Here is a 16438-nt window from a genome sequence, read left to right as displayed (position 1 = left end):
GCCGGAGCCACTGCTCCGGCTTTTTAATTGGTGCCAATCTGCTCTGACTCAGGGTTGCTCACAGCGCAGCAGACGTGGCTGTCCCCAGGGAACCAGTTGGTCGTAATGGCCACTGGCACGTGCCGCAGCCAAGGCTTCGTTGAAGCGTTCTATCAGTTCGCGTCCATTTTGCATCTTGCGCGACACCAGCAAATAGAAGGTATCCCGCTGGCGAAAATAGGGGAGCGGTTGCAGATAGTTCGGGTCGCCGAACACCTGCATGCTGGCGTCCGCCGTCACCGCATCATTCATCGGCATCAGATCAACCCGTTTCCGCTCAAGCAGTTGCAGACATTGCACCAAACTCTTGGGGCGAGTGAGCCGCAATGAAAAACGGGCAATCACCTCATCTGCGTGACTGGTGCTCCAGCTGGCGGGAATACAGACTCTCAACCCCTGCCACTTGCCATCGAGTACCGCATCACTGCCACGATAGGTGAACCAGGAGAGGTGATCGATATGAATGGGGGCGCTGTAATAGAACAGCTTGGCTCGCTCACGCGTCCAGGCATAAGGGAAGGTGGCGGATGCCAGGCCGTTGCGAACCAGCTCGTAGCCCCGGTTCCATGGCAGGTAATCCACCTTCAGCTCGTCATAGCCAGCCTCGCGCAGCAGGGTCGTCACCAGCCGGGTGCTCTGCCCACCATCAGGCAGCCCGGCCCCGGAATAGGGCGAAAAATCTCCGGTTACCAGCGACAGGGGGGCGCATGACAACCATCCACACCAACAACAGAACAACCAGCCATAGTGCTTCATCGCCATCCCTCTCTTTACTCTCCAGTTCAGTATAGGAGGCTGACCCAAATAACCCGGTCTGGTTGCCTTTGCGCCAACGCCCCTGCTAAGGTGCAGCGCTTTTATTACAGAGGAGTTCCGATGTTACCCCTACCTGACATACTGATCTGGGCAGCACTGGCACTGGCCACCCTGCTCTGTATGGCACGCCAACGCCTGCCAGGTTTCCTGCTGCTTGCTGTGGCTCTGCTGCTGGCGCTCTGGCTGGATCGCATCACCACGACCGCACTGCTGGTGACGCTGGCAGCCCTGCTGCTGGCCTGGCGTCTGCCCACCTTCTCCGGCCATAGCCGCCCCCTCGCATGGTCAGCCCTGCTGGCATGGGCGGTGGCACTGACCCTGCACCTGATCCCCGGTTTCAGCAATCTCAAGGTGCTGGATCAGGTACTGGCAGGCCCCGCCAGTGTGCCATTCAACATGTATCTGAACCTCGACAAGCCACTGCTCTTCTTTGGGCTGCTGCTGGCCTGTTCGACGCTGCTTGGTAAGGGAGGCGCTATCCGCTGGCGTCCGCTGGCTCTGTTACTGCTGCCGCTGGGTGCCCTGCTGGTCATCGCCTGGCAGTTGGGGGCACTGAAACCGGAAGTGGGTCTGCCCCACTGGTGGTGGCTGTTTGCACTCAATAACCTGCTGTTCACCTGCGTGGCGGAAGAGGCGCTGTTTCGAGGCGCTATTCAGCAGGGGCTGACCGAGCGTTACCGCCCCTGGATTGGCATCATCGTGGCCGCGCTACTGTTCGGAGCCATCCACCTGCCCGGTGGCCCACTGCTGGCGCTGTTTGCGACCCTGGCAGGCTGCTGCTACGGCTTGGTATTCCAGCTCAGCGGGCGACTCTCCGTGGCCATCCTGATCCACTTCGCCTTCAACTTCGCCCATCTGGCGCTCTTCACCTACCCGCTGGCCAGAGCCTGACGGTCAACTGCGCGGCGTCTTGCCCTTGAACTGCTTGACGCTGCGTTTGGCCTGAGTACGGCGATTGGCCTGCTTGTCACGAGGGGGGCGTTTGCCCTCCCCGCTGGCAGGCTGGTCGGTGACCGGGAATCCCGCCAGATCTCCCAGCGGCAGCTCGCGGCCGGTCAGGGTGCGGATGGCTTGCAGCATGTCACTCTCGCCATGACAAACCAGCGAGATGGCCAACCCCTCGCGGCCAGCCCTGGCGGTACGCCCGATGCGGTGAACGTAGACAGGGGCACTGGCGGGCAAGTCCAGATTGATCACCAGCGGCAGCGCCTCCACATGGATGCCGCGCGCCATCAGGTCGGTGGCCACCAGCACCCGCACCCGACCCTCCTTGAAATCATTGAGCGCCTGCTCGCGCACCGCCTGCTCCTTCTCGCCATGGAGAGCAGCCACCGCAATGCCCGCCTTGGCCAGCTTTCTGGCGACCCCGTCGGCATCATCCCGCGCACTGATAAAGACCAGCACCTGCGGCCACGCCTGCTCCTTGAGCAGGCTGATGAGCGCCGGCACCTTGCTGCTCTTGTTGACCAGATAGAGTCGCTCTTCGATCTCGTTCACCACGCTGTTGAGGGGTGTGGCCTCGATACGGGTTGGCTCACGCAGCAGGCCGTTGGCCAGCGCCTCCAGCTCGGCAGGCAAGGTGGCGGAGAAGAACAGGGTCTGGCGATCCGCCGGAATAAAGCCGAGCAGCGCCTTGATGTCGGGAGCAAAGCCCATCTCCAGCAGGCGATCCGCCTCATCCAGCACCAGCAGCTGCAGACCATCCAGCCCCAGCAACTGTTGGGTCAGCAGATCCCGCAACCGCCCGGGTGTAGCCACCAGCAGCTGTGGCCCCTGCGCCAGTTCGGCCTGTTGCCGCTCCTGCGCAACGCCCCCACACAACGTCACGATGCACAATCCCAGCGCCTCGGCCCCCTCTTTAAGCGCGGCAGATACCTGAATCGCCAGCTCGCGGGTTGGCACCAGCACCAGACCCTGCACCTGGCTGGAGGCAGGATCCAGCCGTTGCAGCAGCGGCAAACCAAACGCCAGCGTCTTGCCGCTGCCGGTCTGGGCCAGTGCCAGCAGATCCTGCCCCGCCAACGCCGCCGGAATCGCCAGCTGCTGGATGCGGGTCGGCGTCTGCAAGGTGGCGGGCAAAGAGGCCAGCAGAGCGGGATGGAGGGCAAGTTCGCGAAAGGTCATGGCGCTACGTTAACAAAGAGAAGTGGGAGGCGAAGTCTAGTGAGCGGGGGCCGAGAAGTAAAACCCTATCAATGATGGCCAGGCCAAGGGGGGGATTGCAACGGGCTGACTACACTTGAGCTGACCCATCACAGAGAAAACTGTCATGACCAGACACATCCCCATCCTGCTGCTGACCAGTGCGCTGCTTGGCAGCATCTCGCTCGGCCTGTCCGGCAGCACGGCGAGCGACAGTGCGGCCGAACAGGCCAAACCGGTGCGTACTCTTAACGCGCATCTCGGTGAGCTGCCGGGACTGATCAATGCCGACAAGACAGGACCTTTCGTTGATTTAGTGCGCGCCATCGACGATCTTCATCCCGATGTGACCATCAGGATCACCATCTATCCCATCGCCCGGGCCATGGCCGGAGTGATCGCTGGTAAGGCAGATCTCGGTCTGCCCGCCATCCGCAATCTCAGGGAGGTCGATATGCTCCCCTACCGTTTCAGTACCCGCAGCTTTGGCAAGGTGGCCCATGTGATTTACAGCAATACGGCCCATCCGGTCACCACAGATATGGCCTATGGCATAGTGCCCACCAAACGGGATCTGCTGATTGAAGCCGTTCCCGACTATATGCCCTTCTCGGTACAGCGCTCGATGAGTATCGAGCAGTCACTGCGCAAACTGTCTCGGGGTCGCATAGACGCCTTTGTCTGGGCACAAGAAGAGGCGGACCTGATGCTGAAAAATCTGAAGCTGACCAATATTCGCCGTGAATTCTTTGGTGATTTCGAGGATGTCTTCATCATCCAGAAAGGGGGGGGCGGGGATGAAATAGACGAATTTTTAAGTCGTTCCATTGAGCAACTCGCCGCCACCGGCAAACTGGCCGAGATCTACGAGAAGATCCACCGCCCCTATGTGGAGTGGCAACCCTCCCCACCCGCCAAGGCTGAACCGGCGACCACCCCGCCCGCAACACCCTGAACAGACAATTCCCGCATAAAAAATCCCGCCGAAGCGGGATTTTTTATGGCTTGCAGCCTTACAGCACGGCCAGCGCAGCGGCGTAGTTCGGCTCGTCGGCCACTTCTGCGACCAGCTCACTGTGCAGCACCTTGTTGTCACCATCCAGTACCACGATGGCGCGAGCGGTCAGACCTACCAGCGGGCCGGAAGAGAAGGCAACGCCGTAATCTTCCATAAAGGCCGCACCGCGCAGGGTGGAGAGGGTCACTACCTTGTCCAGACCTTCGGCGCCGCAGAAGCGGGACTGGGCGAACGGCAGATCGGCGGAGATGCACAGCACGACAGTGTTATCCAGCGCGCTGGCCTGCTCGTTGAACTTGCGCACAGAGGTCGCGCAGGTGGGAGTATCGACGCTCGGGAAAATATTCAGGATTTTGCGCTGACCGGCAAAGCTTGCCAGGGTCACGTCGGAAAGATCCTTGGCCACCAGGGAGAAGGGCTTGGCTTGCTCACCGGCGACCGGGAAGTGACCAGCGACGGAAACCGGGTTGCCTTGCAGAGTGACTGAGTTGCTCATGTGTTATGTCCTTTATTGGTGTAGTAAAAATCCGAGTGATCAGTATAGGGGCGGCGGGACCAGACAAACACCCGCGAAGACAAGGGATATAAAGGGGTTGACCTTGGACTTAACACCAAGGTTTAGACTCCTTCTCGGTAATCAGGGATCTCGCAGGGGCGGGATCCATCAAGAGGGACTCATCATGAGCAAATCCTGCTGCAATCATCAGCACGCCGCCCCCATCAAGGCCGTCAGCAAGGCGGCCTCCGGCCAGAGTGAACATCACCACGATAGCCACTGCTGCGACAACACCACACCCGTCAGTTGCTGTTCAACCCAGACGCCTCATGAGCACGCATCCCGTGACGGCAATGAATCCCCCGGGGATGAAGAGCCTCCCCGAGGAGGCTGTCACGATCAAGCGTGCTGCAGCGCCTCCTTATCACCAGCTCACGAGCATGAGCATGATATGCCCCCTGCCGACCCGCTGGTTGCGCCGGTGCAAGGCAACAGCCGCCACAGCTGGCAGGTATTGGGGATGGATTGCCCCAGCTGCGCCCGCAAGATCGAGACAGCCGTCTGCCGGGTGAGCGGCGTGCAGCAGGCACGCGTGCTGTTTGCCACCGAGAAGCTGGTAGTGGATCTGGCCCCCGGCCTCTCTCCCGATCCCGTCACCGCCGCCGTGCTGGCCGCCGGTTTCCAGCTCAAGGGGGAAAGTGCTGACAAGCAGGCAGCTGGCCGCAAGCAAGCTTCACAACAGTCCCTGCAGGGCAATCTATTCGGTAACTTTTTGGGCAAATATTGGCAACCCTTATCACTGGCGGGTCTGATGCTGGTCGCCGCCCTGCTGCCGAAAGAGCTCGGTCAGCCACTCTTTACCCTGGCGACCCTCTGGGGGCTGTGGCCCATCTCCCGCAAGGCGTGGGCGCTGACCAAAAGCGGCTCCCCCTTCGCCATCGAGACCCTGATGACGGTCGCCGCCCTGGGCGCCCTGTTTCTCGGCGAAACCGCCGAAGCGGCCATGGTGCTGCTGCTGTTCATGTTGGGCGAGCATCTGGAGGCCTACGCCGCCGGACGCGCCCGGGCCGGAGTGACCGCCCTGATGGCGCTGGTGCCCGACAAGGCGCTGCGCATCCGTACCACTGCCGAGGGCGAGGTGCGGGAAGAGGTCGCCGCCGATGAGCTGCGTCCCGGCGATATCATCGAAATCGCCCCGGGTGCCCGTCTACCTGCCGACGCCCGCCTGCTCGATGAACTCGGTGCGTTTGACGAGAGCGCCCTGACCGGTGAGTCTATTCCGGTGGAACGCCGTCAGGGTGACAAGGTGCCGGCCGGCAGTCTGGCGGCCGATCGGGTACTGCGCCTTGAAGTCGTCTCCGAGCCCGGCAACAACGCCATCGACCGCATTCTGCACCTCATCGAGGAGGCCGAAAGCCAGCGCGCGCCCATCGAGCGCTTTATCGACCGCTTCAGCCGCTGGTACACCCCGGCCATGATGCTGGTCGCCCTGCTGGTGGTGCTGATGCCGCCCCTTGCCTTCGGCCAGAGCTGGGACGAGTGGATCTATCGCGGGCTGGCGCTGCTGCTCATTGGCTGCCCCTGCGCGCTGGTCATCTCCACCCCGGCAGCGGTCACCTCGGCGCTGGCCGCCGCAACCCGTCAGGGGGCGCTGATCAAGGGGGGGGCCGCACTGGAGCGACTGGCCCATATCGACACCGTCGCCTTTGACAAGACTGGCACCCTGACCCTGGGCAAGCCGCAACTGACCGAGCTGGTGAGCCTCAATGGCCAACCGGAGACCGAGTTGCTGGCACTGGCGGCTGCCATCGAGCAGGGCTCCCACCACCCGCTGGCCCGCGCAGTGGTCGCCAACGCGACCGAACAGGGGCTGACGCTGGCGGAGGCTCGCGACCTGCGCGCACTGCCGGGCATGGGGGTTGAGGGACGCATCAACGGTCAACTGTGGCAACTGCTGGCACCGAGCCGAGTGGCGACCCTGAATGTGGAACAGCAAACCCGGATTGCTTCGCTGGAGCGGCAGGGCAAGACCGTCGTGGTGCTCTGCCAGAGCAGCGGCGACCAAGCGCTGCCGGTCGCCCTGCTGGCGCTGCGGGATCAGATCCGGCCGGAGGCGGCAGCCGCGCTGCAAGAGCTCAACCGACTCGGGCTCAACAGCATCATGTTAACCGGGGATAACCCCCGTGCCGCCGAGGCGATCGCCACCGAGCTGGGCATGGGCTGGCGCGCCGGTCTGCTGCCGGAGGGCAAGGTCAATGAAATTGCCAAGCTCGCCAGCTCGCAGAAAGTCGCGATGATCGGCGATGGCATCAACGATGCCCCCGCCATGAAGCGGGCCAGTATCGGCATAGCCATGGGGGGCGGCACCGATGTGGCGCTGGAGACGGCAGATGCGGCGCTGACCCACAACCAGCTCGGCGGTATTGCCGCGATGATCCGGCTGTCGCGGGCGGCACTGGCCAATATTCACCAGAATATCGCGCTGGCGCTGGGGCTGAAGGCCATCTTCCTGGTCACCAGCCTGCTCGGCATCACCGGTCTGTGGATTGCGGTGCTGGCCGATACCGGCGCCACAGCGCTGGTGACCGCCAACGCCTTGCGGCTGCTGCGCAAGCGTTAAGCCAGCCGATAGCATCCCAGCCAAAAGCCGTCCCCCAACCGGGACGGCTTTTCTTTTTCCTCTCATTTCTCTCACGGCACCCCGTAAAAGAAAAAGCGCGCCTGCCGGTCGGCAGTCGCGCTTTGCTTACTCTCTCGGAGTTATCCCACCCTTGGCAAGGTGGAATTCAACCCGGGGGCGCCGAGCCATCCCCCGGACTCAATGGCTTGCTTACTTGACGCTGCACTCCTGAATGACGGCTGTGCCCGCCTTGACGCCAGCCGGGTCAACCTTCACCAGCACACTCCACAGCCCCTGCGGCAGGGTGATGCTGTTATTGGCACTGCCCCCCTTGGAAAAGGCGAACGAATAGCCGGTTTCAGCGTTCACCGCGCCGCCACCGTTGAGCAGGTACTCCTTGCTCCAGTCCTCGTTGGCGACCTTGAACTCGGTGCTGCCAGCGTAGTTGAACGCCGCCTGATAGATGGCGAGATCGCCGTCCATCCCCTTGTAGCTCAGCTGGTACTGAGGTTGGGCTCCCCAGCCGGAGAGCTCCCCCTTGACGAACAGGTTGTAGCCAAGCGGATTGCCCGCCACCGTATCCAGCACCTTGCAGCTCTGCACAGGCTCGGTGAAGCTGACGCTCAGGGTCGGTTTGTCCTTGTTCATGGCGGTAAAGACAAACTTGTAGCTGCCTGCCTTGGCCAGATCGACACCGATATTGCCGGTTTCTCCCCCCTTGCAAAGGGTCAGCGGAGTGCCAACCACCAGCTTGTCACCGGCGTTACAGCTGCCGTAGTTGACCGGCCCCCAGCTGGCGTCAGCGATCTTGACGTTGGTGGTACCCAGCTTGTCGGTGCTCACCTCGGTAGTGAACTCGTACATAAAGTTGCCGCTGAAGGTCATCTGGTTGGTGTTGCCCCACTCATCGAGGAACCCCTTCAGATAAACATCGGTGTTGCCAAACGGTGGCAGGGTGCTCAGGTCGGTCTTCTTGCTGACCGGCAGGCCCGCACCCTGTGCACCAGACTGCGGCTTGACGAACACAGCGGCAGACCAGGCCCCCAGCGTCAGCTGGCCGTTATCATAGGCGGCGCCGCTGGCGATGCTGTCGACTGCGCGATGCTTGCTGCTTAGCACCATACCGCTCAGATCGATCGGCTGATCGTTACCGTCACGGAAGTCGCCGATGCTCTGGCTCTGGTTGCTGGCGTTGATCATCACCACCAGACCGTCGATGGCCGGATCCAGATCCGCTCCGGCACTGACGCCATCATCCACAGTCATGACGATAAGGCCCGGCACCTGATCCGGGCCGGTATTGCGGAAGTCGACCCGCTTGATCACCTCGGCGCCACTGCCCAGACGCAGCAGGCGGGATGAGTTGCGCAGCTCCGCCAGCTCCTGATAGAAGCTCACCATCTGCGCCATCTCGGCCGAGCCCGGCTTGGCATGCTTGCCGAGCACCTGCTCGATCAGTGGATAGTTGTCGCCATCCTTGTCCTTGCGCGGCAATCCCTTGTCGAAGTTGTTGTCGCCCAGGGTGTAGTCGACCTTGTTGTACCAGTCGCCCGAGTCATAGCTGTCCCGCTCCATGGATTTGGAACGCAGCAGCTCGACACCGGCGTGGGTGAAGGGAATGCCCTGACCCAGCATGGCAGTCGCCAGCGAGACCCCCTGCATCCGCACCAGATCGGCTCCGGCAGGCGCCTTGTAGATCAGGTTGTCGAACAGGGTCTGGTTGTCGTGCTTGTCGACATAGTTCTGCACTTCCACCGGATCCTGGGCATAACCGGCAGGCTGACCGTTGTAGTCGATCTCGGCGCCTTTCTTCGGCATGCCATCCTTGTCGGTCAGCACGAACTCCTTGAGGTTGCCCGCCATGCCGAGCCGCACCAGATCGGACTGGTGCAAGGCCGTCGCCAGATCCACCTTGCTCATTTCGTTAGGATCGACGAAGGCACCGTTGCCAAAACCCTGGGTCTTGCGAATGGTATCGCCACCGTCGAACGGACTGCCGCCGCGCACCGCATCGCGCAAGCGATCGGAGAAGGAGCCGATACCGGTACCGCCCAGATGCTTCTGGGTAGCCTGCACGAAGCGCTTGTCATCCTGCACTTCGCCGAAGTTCCACCCCTCGCCGTAGAAGTACATCTCGGGATTGACCTTCTTCACCGCGGCCAGCGCCTGCACCATCTGATCTTTCGGATGGTGGCCCATCAGGTCGAAGCGGAAGGCGTCGATCTTGTAGTCGCGCGCCCAGGTGACCAGGGAGTCATCCATCAGCTTGGCAAACATGGCGTGTTCCGGCGCCGTGTTGGAGCAGCAAGTGGAGTTCTCCACCGAGCCGGTCTCCGGATTGAGGCGCTGATAGTACCAAGGCACTATCTTGTCGAGCACCGACTTGGGGCCGAGCCCGGATTCGTTGGTATGGTTGTAGACCACATCCATCACCACGTTCATGCCGATGTTCTGCTTGATGGCCTTGACCATCTCGCGGAACTCCAGAATACGTTTGGTGCCCTCGGCGTTGGTGGCGTAGGAGCCTTCCGGCGTGGTGTAGTGGTAGGGATCATAACCCCAGTTGAAGGAGTCGACGCCGCGCAGGTAACCGGATAGCTCCTGCACCTGCGGATTATCCTTGCTGTCGCCCCCTTGCAGGTCGGCCAGCACATCTCCCACGGTCTGGCCGCCACCGCAATAGCCGCCAAATTTGGATGTTTTCACATCCGGATTGACCTGACAGAGCTTGCTGAAGTCATCGCCGAGATTGGCCACCTTGGCCGGATCCTCGTTGACGGTGGCGATATCGAACACCGGCAGCAGGTGCAAGTGGCTGACGCCGCTCTTTGCCAGCGCTTTCAGATGGTTGACCGGTACAGAGTCGGGCTGGGTCAGGCCGACAAACTTGCCGCGCTTCTCTTCATCGGTGGAGGCATCGTTACCGGTCAGGTCACGAACATGGGCCTCATAGATGGTGATATCGGCGGGGTTCTGCTGGCTGTGGGGCGCCTTGAGGCTGTCCCACCCTTCCGGTTTCAGGGCCGGATCGTCGAGATCCACTACCTGACTGAACTCGGAGTTCATCGCCAGACTCAGGGAGTAGGGATCGGTCACCTCGTAGTGCTCAACCTTGCGGCTCAGCGGATGGTAGACCTCCATATCGTAGCGATAGAACTGGCCGATCAGCTCACTGCCCCCTTCGTAACTCCAGCTGCCGCTGGCGCTGTCGAAAGTCATGGCCACCTCACCACTCTTCTGGTGGCTGGCGTTGTAGAGGGCCAACTTGACCGACTTGGCGGTCGGCGCCCAGAGGCGGAAGGTCACCCGGTTACCCTCTACCACTGCGCCATAGCTCAGCTTGGTCGCCTCTGGGGCATAGAGCGCATCGAGAGCGCCGGCGCTCTGCACCAGGGTCGCCCCCTGCAGGATACCGTCGGCATCAGTGCCGATAGCCACCAGTTCCCCCTTGAGCAGGGGCTTGAGATCTTTACCGGCAGGCAGGGCGAAGGCGGCCGCATCCTTGAGGTGCGGATATTTGGCCTGCTGCTCGGCAGTCAGGCTGGTCGCGGTCAGGCTGATATAGGGGAAATCGAACACCCCATCGGCATTGGCCTTGATGGTGCCCGAGTCGGTGTAATAGAGGCGAACGTGGGGCTTGTCTTTGCCCCCTTGCCAAATCAGGGTATTGCCATCGATCAGATGAGCGCTGGCCCCCGCCACGCCAAAGGCGGCGGTAAAGGCTTCGGCACGGCTGCCAAACAGATCTTTCTTGCCTGCAACGATGGCCACGGTGCGATCCGGGTGCTCACTGAAGATCACCTTCATATCGCTGCCGGTCAGGTTGGCCAGATCGCCGTTGCGGGCGATAAAGTTGATGCACCCTTCCACCTTATTGAGCGGTACGACCCAGGCCGGACCAAAGCTGTCGGCGGTGGCCGGTGTCTTGCTCTTGTCATCCCACCCGGTATTCAGACCGCTATCTGCCGTTGCCTTGCAGGCGTCGTTGTTCCAAAGGTGCAGGCTGTAGCTGTCAAACGGTGCCTTGGCCCCTTTGGCTGCCGACTGGGTATCCACCAGTGCAATGACCACCTGATTATCGCCGGCGACCAGCAACTCTTTCGGGGGATCCATCTTGGGCAGACGAGCGACAGGCCCATCGGTGACTTCAGGTGTAGGCGGTGTAGGGGGGACGGGGTTCACACCGGAGGCATCAGAGCTGTTGTCATTACAGCCAGACAAAAGCGCGAGCAGTGAGGCTGTTACCAGCGCCACTTTGGTCTTTTTCATATCCATATTTTTATAATTCCCGCTGTAGTTAGTCTCGATAGTCGAGCACCCGGTCATTGCCAGGCGGTGCCATATTAATCAGCGGCAATCGATTCAAATGTGAGCGAGAGGGCAAAAAAACCATCCAGTTTCAACAAGATAACGTTTTCAGACTGAAACTTCGATCCGGCTCACAGACCTCGCGGCCATTTGGCCTCATATCTGGAAAACGGCAGTCACGGGGTCAGAAAAGCAATGTCTGATCAAGTGGATAGACAAGGAGTAAGCAATGAAACGGATTGAAGAGCAGGCAAGACGACTCGATCAGGAGTATCAGGCGATCGGGCAGCTGTTCGACCAGTTCTGCCAGCAGGCTGGCGCCCTGGCCGAACAGTATCACTTCTTCAACTGGCCCGATTATGAAGACTCACCCCCGCTGAGCCGCGCCTTCACTCTGCTGGGGGAACCCCGCGAACTGCGGCTGCGCTGTCAGCCCGGTGAACGCTCCGCCCTCAATGGCCTGATCCAGGTGGTCTCGGAGGATGGCACCATAGATGCCAGCCTCGGATTTCGCGCCGATGGCCAGTTGCTGCTGGAGTCCGGCAAACTGCTGGACAACCCGCCCGGACTGCTGCTCAAGTTGCTGCTCGGCGCAATCTGGCAACACAAGCCGCAGGCCGATCTCTCACAACAGGAGATCTAGCTGCGGAGCCAACTGTTGAGTCGTTCTGGCTATTGTGGCCGCAGCACGCATCCACAATAGCCTGTGTCGAATGAAGGCGTGGTGGATTTACACCAGAGCATCACTCCTCGCTACGCCCAGCCCCCCGGCAGCAAATGTCCTGCTACTCCGGTTGCAGCGGTTCCGCCACCTTGCCCTCCAGCTTTCTGACCGGCTTTTGCAGGATCAGGTTGGCCGGATAGGTGACCAGATCGCCGTTGTCATCACGCACCCGCACGTAGAAGAGGCCAATCTCGGTGATGACGCCGGTGACCGAATCATCCTTGTCGAGGATGCGGATCCGGTCGCCAATCTTGTAGGGGAAGGCAAAGAAGATGGTGATGCTGGCGGTGATGTTGGAGAGGATCGACCACTGGGCGACCATGGCGACCCCCAATACCGCAAAGAAGGAGGACGCGAGCACCACCAGTCGGGAGAAGTCGAGCCCCCACACCCCGGCCAGCACCAGCAAGGTGGCGCAGCCGAGCAGGAAGTGGAACACATGGGCCACGTAGAGCACCCGGTTCTCGCTCACCTGCCTGCTCTGACCGAGCGCCAGCAGGCTCTTGTGAATCAGCCGCCGGATCAGGGTATGCCCCAGCAACAGCAGTAGGGTCAGACCAATTGATTGCCACATGGGTTATGCCTCCTTACCACCAGCGCCGATGTTTGAGCCAGATAGCCAGCCCGCTGGCCAGCGCCACCAGCGAACCACAGAAGACCCAGAAGGCGGTCGGATTCTCGGCCCCGGGAATGCCCCCCAGGTTGATGCCAAACAGGCCGGTCAGGAAGCTGGCAGGTAAAAAGAGCAGCGCCATCACCGACATCTGGTAGGCGCGGCGGTTGGTCGCCTCCGCCATCAGATTGTTGATCTCGTCTGCCAGCACAGCGGTGCGTGCCACTCCCGCATCGAGGTCGTCGAGCCAGCGCCGCAGCCGATCGGCGATATCGAGCAGACGACGGCGATCATCCTCATCCAGCCAGCTGATCTTCTCGTTGGCAAGGCGCGCCACCAGATCCCGCTGGGGGGAGAGGTAGCGGCGGATCATGATGAGCTGCTTGCGGATCAGCGCCAAGCGGCCATTGGCGGGCATGTCGCGCATCAGCACCATCTCCTCCAGATCGAGGATCTTGTCGTGCAGTTCCTCGACAAACTCCCCCGCCCGATCGGTCAGGGCATCACAAATCTCCACCAGCCAGTCGGCCGGGGTATCGGCGCCGCCCCCCAGCTTGAGCTGGTTGAAGACATCCTGCTCGGAGAGCAGCGGACGACGACGGCTGCTGATGATGAGATCCGGGGTGATGAAGATGCGCAGCGCCACCATCTCTTCGGGCCTGTGATCCTTGTTGTGGTTGATGCCGCGCAGGATCAGCAGCACCGTCTCCCCCATCCGCACCAGCTTGGGACGATTGCTCTGGCCGAGCAGCGACTCCCTGGCCGCCTCGCTGAGCAAGGGGGTCTGCAACAGCCAGCGCGCCGAATCGGGATTGCCGTAATCCAGATGCAGCCAGCCGGGATGTCCCGCCGGGACTTCGCTTCCCGCCATCAGCGGCGCCATGCCCCCCTTGCCATCCAGGGTCAGGGCATAAATCACTTCACCGGGCACCCGATCCATCTCGTCTCCTTCTCGTTTCATGTGCTGGCCCCAGCTTACACCAAAGGCGGGGCCGACTCAGCCCCGCGCCGGGAAGGGGAGGCCTGTGTTAACATGGCCGCTCTCGTTTTCCATCCGCTTTCACTACAGGAAACCATGCCATGCCCATCTGGGTTGATGCCGATGCCTGCCCCATTCCGGTCAAGGAGATCCTCTACCGCGCCGCCCACCGCGCCCAGGTCGTCACCACCCTGGTGGCCAATCAGGGATTGCGGGTGCCCCCCTCGCCTTTCATCAAAACCCAGCAAGTGGAGAAGGGATTCGATGTGGCAGATCATGTCATCGCCCAGCAGGTTCAGCCCGGCGATCTGGTGATCACCGGTGATATCCCCCTCGCCTCCTGGGTGATCGATGCCGGTGGCGAGGCGCTCAACCCCCGTGGCGAGATCTACACCCGCGAGACCATCAAGGCGCGGCTCGGCATGCGCAACTTTATGGAAGAGCTGCGCTCGGCCGGCGTGCAAACCGGCGGCCCGGCCCCCTTCAATGCCGCCGACAAGCAGCGCTTCGCCAACGCCCTCGACAAGTGGCTGGTCAAAGGCAAGTTATAAATAGGCTATAAAGGCGCCCAATTTGGGCGCTTTTTCGCCGTAACATCCTGATTTTTAAAATAAGAGCTGACCACAACCGTCAGGCTGGTAAGATGCGCCGCCATCTTGTCCACGCCGTAATCATCATGACCGCCCAAGGGCACCTGCTCTTCTCCGTTACCTGCACCCTGATCGCCCACAAACTGCAGCTCACTCCGGCCCTGGCAGATGCCAGTCTGTGGCAGACCATCCCTGCCGCGCTGGCCAGCGCCCTGTTGCCCGACCTCGACCACCCCAAATCTGTGCTGGGGCAGCGACTGCCGTGGATCTCGAAACCTCTGTCGCGGCTGTTCGGCCATCGCGGTTTCACCCACAGTCTGCTGGCGGTCGCCGCCGCCATCTGGGGGCTGAACCAGAGCCTGCCGCCGGACACCTTGCCCATGGGGGTCAAGGATGCCCTGATCGTCGGCTACCTCAGCCATCTGCTGGGGGACTGGCTCACCCCGGCGGGCATTCCGCTCTTCTGGCCCATCAAGCGCCGTTACCGCCTGCCGGGCTGGCCGCTGCGCAGTGGCGGCGCCATCGAAACCGGCTTTTGCACCCTCACCCTGCTGGTTGCCGGCTGGTGGTGCGGCTGGCGCCTGTAAGCCAGAAATAAAAAAGCCCCTGACGAGGTCAGGGGCTCAAACCGTGGCAGATGGCACTAGAGGATCAGATCATGATGCCTGCGATAACAGCAGAGAGCAGGCTGACCAGAGTTGAACCGTAGACCAGCTTCAGACCGAAGCGCGAAACCATGTTGCCTTTCTCTTCGTTCAGCGCTTTTACTGCACCGGCGATGATGCCGATGGAGCTGAAGTTGGCGAAAGAGACCATGAAGATGGAGAGGATGCCGACGGTACGCGGGGAGAGCTCGGCAGCAATCTTGCCCAGATCCATCATGGCCACGAACTCGTTGGTCACCAGCTTGGTCGCCATGATGGAACCCGCTTGCAGCGCTTCACCACTCGGAATACCCAGGATCCAGGCGATTGGATAGAAGAGGTAGCCCATGACGTACTGGAAGTTGACACCAAACGCCAGCTCGAACAGGTAGTTGACCAGGGCAATCAAGGCGATAAAGCCCACCAGCATGGCCGCCACGATAACGGCCACGGAAAAACCGGCCATGATGTACTCGCCCAGCATCTCGAAGAAGTTCTCTCTCTTCGGCGTATGGTGCTCGTCGCCCTCGGCCAGCGCCTTGGCATCGGTCACGGTATTGTCCGGCTCGTAGGGGTTGATCAGCGACAGCACGACAAAGGTGCTGAACATGTTGAGCACCAGCGCAGCCACCACGTAACGCGGCTCGATCAGCTGCATGTAGGCACCGACGATGGACATGGAGACGGTGGACATGGCCGTTGCCGCCAGGGTGTACATCTGCTTCTCGTTCAGGTGCGGCAGGATGTTCTTGAGCGCGATGAAGTTCTCGGATTGACCGACGATCATGGAGCTGATGGCGTTGAAGGACTCCAGCTTGCCCATGCCGTTGATCTTGGCCAACACGGTACCGATACCGCGGATCACCAGCGGCAACAGGCGGATGTACTGCAGAATACCGATCAACACGGAGATGAAGACGATGGGCATCAACACCATCAGGAAGAAGGTAAATGAACCTTCATTCATCATGCCGCCAAATACAAAGTCGGTTCCCTGCTTGGCAAACTCCATCAGCTTGGTGAAGCCGGCCGCGAAGCCACCCACCACAGCCAGACCCACTTCCGAGTTCAACATGAACCAGGCCAGCGCCAGCTCGACCACCAGCAGTTGGCCGATATAACGCAGCTTGATCTGTCTCCAGTTGTGGCGGTTAGCCAGCAGAGAAAGAGCGAGGACCATCACCAGTCCGAGCACAAAGTGAACGTATTCCATACCTGTAGCACCTGAGTGAATTGTAATTTTCGACCGGCGCCATCATAGACATTTGCACATTTAAAAATCAGAGAGTCATCACAATCCCGTGTAATAATATGCATGCAGGATAATACAAACGTTTTTAAATTAATTACGCAACAACCTGATATTAATCGCACAACTTTGACGACGACAAATTCATTAAAAAACATGATATTACATAATTAAAATGGCATTTTCATGGCCCTCCAAAA

13 protein-coding genes are annotated in these 16438 nt (G+C 60.8%); 6 read left to right on the top strand and 7 right to left on the bottom strand.

Annotated elements, in window-relative coordinates:
* Positions 1–48: 48 nt before the first annotated feature.
* On the bottom strand, positions 49–753 hold the full coding sequence (locus tag I6L44_RS19445) for an ABC transporter substrate-binding protein (RefSeq protein WP_254204244.1): 705 nt from the start codon (positions 751–753) through the stop codon (positions 49–51).
* Between the two features lie 162 nt (positions 754–915).
* On the opposite strand from I6L44_RS19445, the gene I6L44_RS19440 reads away from it, so the two are divergent.
* Positions 916–1746 (top strand): CPBP family intramembrane glutamic endopeptidase, encoded by an 831-nt coding sequence (locus I6L44_RS19440; protein WP_216952835.1) that lies wholly within the window; start codon positions 916–918, stop codon positions 1744–1746.
* Between the two features lie 3 nt (positions 1747–1749).
* Here I6L44_RS19440 and I6L44_RS19435 read toward each other — a convergent pair whose 3' ends face one another.
* Positions 1750–2979, bottom strand: a complete 1230-nt coding sequence (locus I6L44_RS19435; RefSeq protein ID WP_216952834.1) for a DEAD/DEAH box helicase — start codon at positions 2977–2979, stop codon at positions 1750–1752.
* Between the two features lie 145 nt (positions 2980–3124).
* Between I6L44_RS19435 and I6L44_RS19430 the strand changes: the two genes are divergently transcribed.
* Complete coding sequence (locus I6L44_RS19430; protein ID WP_216952833.1) at positions 3125–3952, top strand: transporter substrate-binding domain-containing protein; 828 nt, start codon at positions 3125–3127, stop codon at positions 3950–3952.
* Positions 3953–4010: 58 nt separating this feature from the next.
* Here the strand turns inward: I6L44_RS19430 and tpx are convergent, their stop codons facing one another.
* Entirely contained in the window at positions 4011–4511 is a 501-nt protein-coding gene (gene tpx, locus I6L44_RS19425; protein ID WP_021230929.1) for a thiol peroxidase, read from the bottom strand.
* 184 nt (positions 4512–4695) lie between these two features.
* Between tpx and I6L44_RS19420 the strand changes: the two genes are divergently transcribed.
* A complete protein-coding gene (locus I6L44_RS19420) occupies positions 4696–7131 on the top strand; it encodes a zinc/cadmium/mercury/lead-transporting ATPase (protein ID WP_216952832.1) in 2436 nt (811 codons plus the stop codon).
* Between the two features lie 210 nt (positions 7132–7341).
* On the opposite strand, the gene pulA is transcribed toward I6L44_RS19420, so the two are convergent.
* On the bottom strand, positions 7342–11406 hold the full coding sequence (gene pulA, locus I6L44_RS19415; protein ID WP_216952831.1) for a pullulanase-type alpha-1,6-glucosidase: 4065 nt from the start codon (positions 11404–11406) through the stop codon (positions 7342–7344).
* A gap of 262 nt (positions 11407–11668) precedes the next feature.
* On the opposite strand from pulA, the gene I6L44_RS19410 reads away from it, so the two are divergent.
* A complete protein-coding gene (locus tag I6L44_RS19410) occupies positions 11669–12082 on the top strand; it encodes a hypothetical protein (RefSeq protein WP_216952830.1) in 414 nt (137 codons plus the stop codon).
* Positions 12083–12224: 142 nt separating this feature from the next.
* Here the strand turns inward: I6L44_RS19410 and I6L44_RS19405 are convergent, their stop codons facing one another.
* Positions 12225–12737 (bottom strand): mechanosensitive ion channel domain-containing protein, encoded by a 513-nt coding sequence (locus I6L44_RS19405; RefSeq protein WP_005354921.1) that lies wholly within the window; start codon positions 12735–12737, stop codon positions 12225–12227.
* A 13-nt stretch (positions 12738–12750) separates the two neighbouring features.
* Positions 12751–13716 (bottom strand): zinc transporter ZntB, encoded by a 966-nt coding sequence (zntB, locus tag I6L44_RS19400; protein ID WP_162895478.1) that lies wholly within the window; start codon positions 13714–13716, stop codon positions 12751–12753.
* A gap of 140 nt (positions 13717–13856) precedes the next feature.
* Here zntB and I6L44_RS19395 point away from each other — a divergent pair, with 140 nt between their 5' ends.
* Together I6L44_RS19395 and I6L44_RS19390 are read left to right on the top strand one after the other, a co-directional pair.
* On the top strand, positions 13857–14306 hold the full coding sequence (locus I6L44_RS19395; protein WP_005335916.1) for a YaiI/YqxD family protein: 450 nt from the start codon (positions 13857–13859) through the stop codon (positions 14304–14306).
* Positions 14307–14431: 125 nt separating this feature from the next.
* Positions 14432–14932 carry a metal-dependent hydrolase gene (locus I6L44_RS19390; protein WP_041235223.1) on the top strand — a complete coding sequence of 167 codons (501 nt, stop codon included), beginning with the start codon at positions 14432–14434 and terminating at the stop codon, positions 14930–14932.
* 64 nt (positions 14933–14996) lie between these two features.
* Here I6L44_RS19390 and I6L44_RS19385 read toward each other — a convergent pair whose 3' ends face one another.
* Positions 14997–16202 (bottom strand): NupC/NupG family nucleoside CNT transporter, encoded by a 1206-nt coding sequence (locus I6L44_RS19385; RefSeq protein WP_216952829.1) that lies wholly within the window; start codon positions 16200–16202, stop codon positions 14997–14999.
* Positions 16203–16438 lie beyond the last annotated feature (236 nt).

The organism is Aeromonas sp. FDAARGOS 1414, from assembly GCF_019047065.1.
GTDB lineage: Bacteria > Pseudomonadota > Gammaproteobacteria > Enterobacterales > Aeromonadaceae > Aeromonas > Aeromonas veronii_A.
Note: the sequence above shows the minus strand (reverse complement) of the source record. Positions and strands in the feature narration are given on the sequence as shown.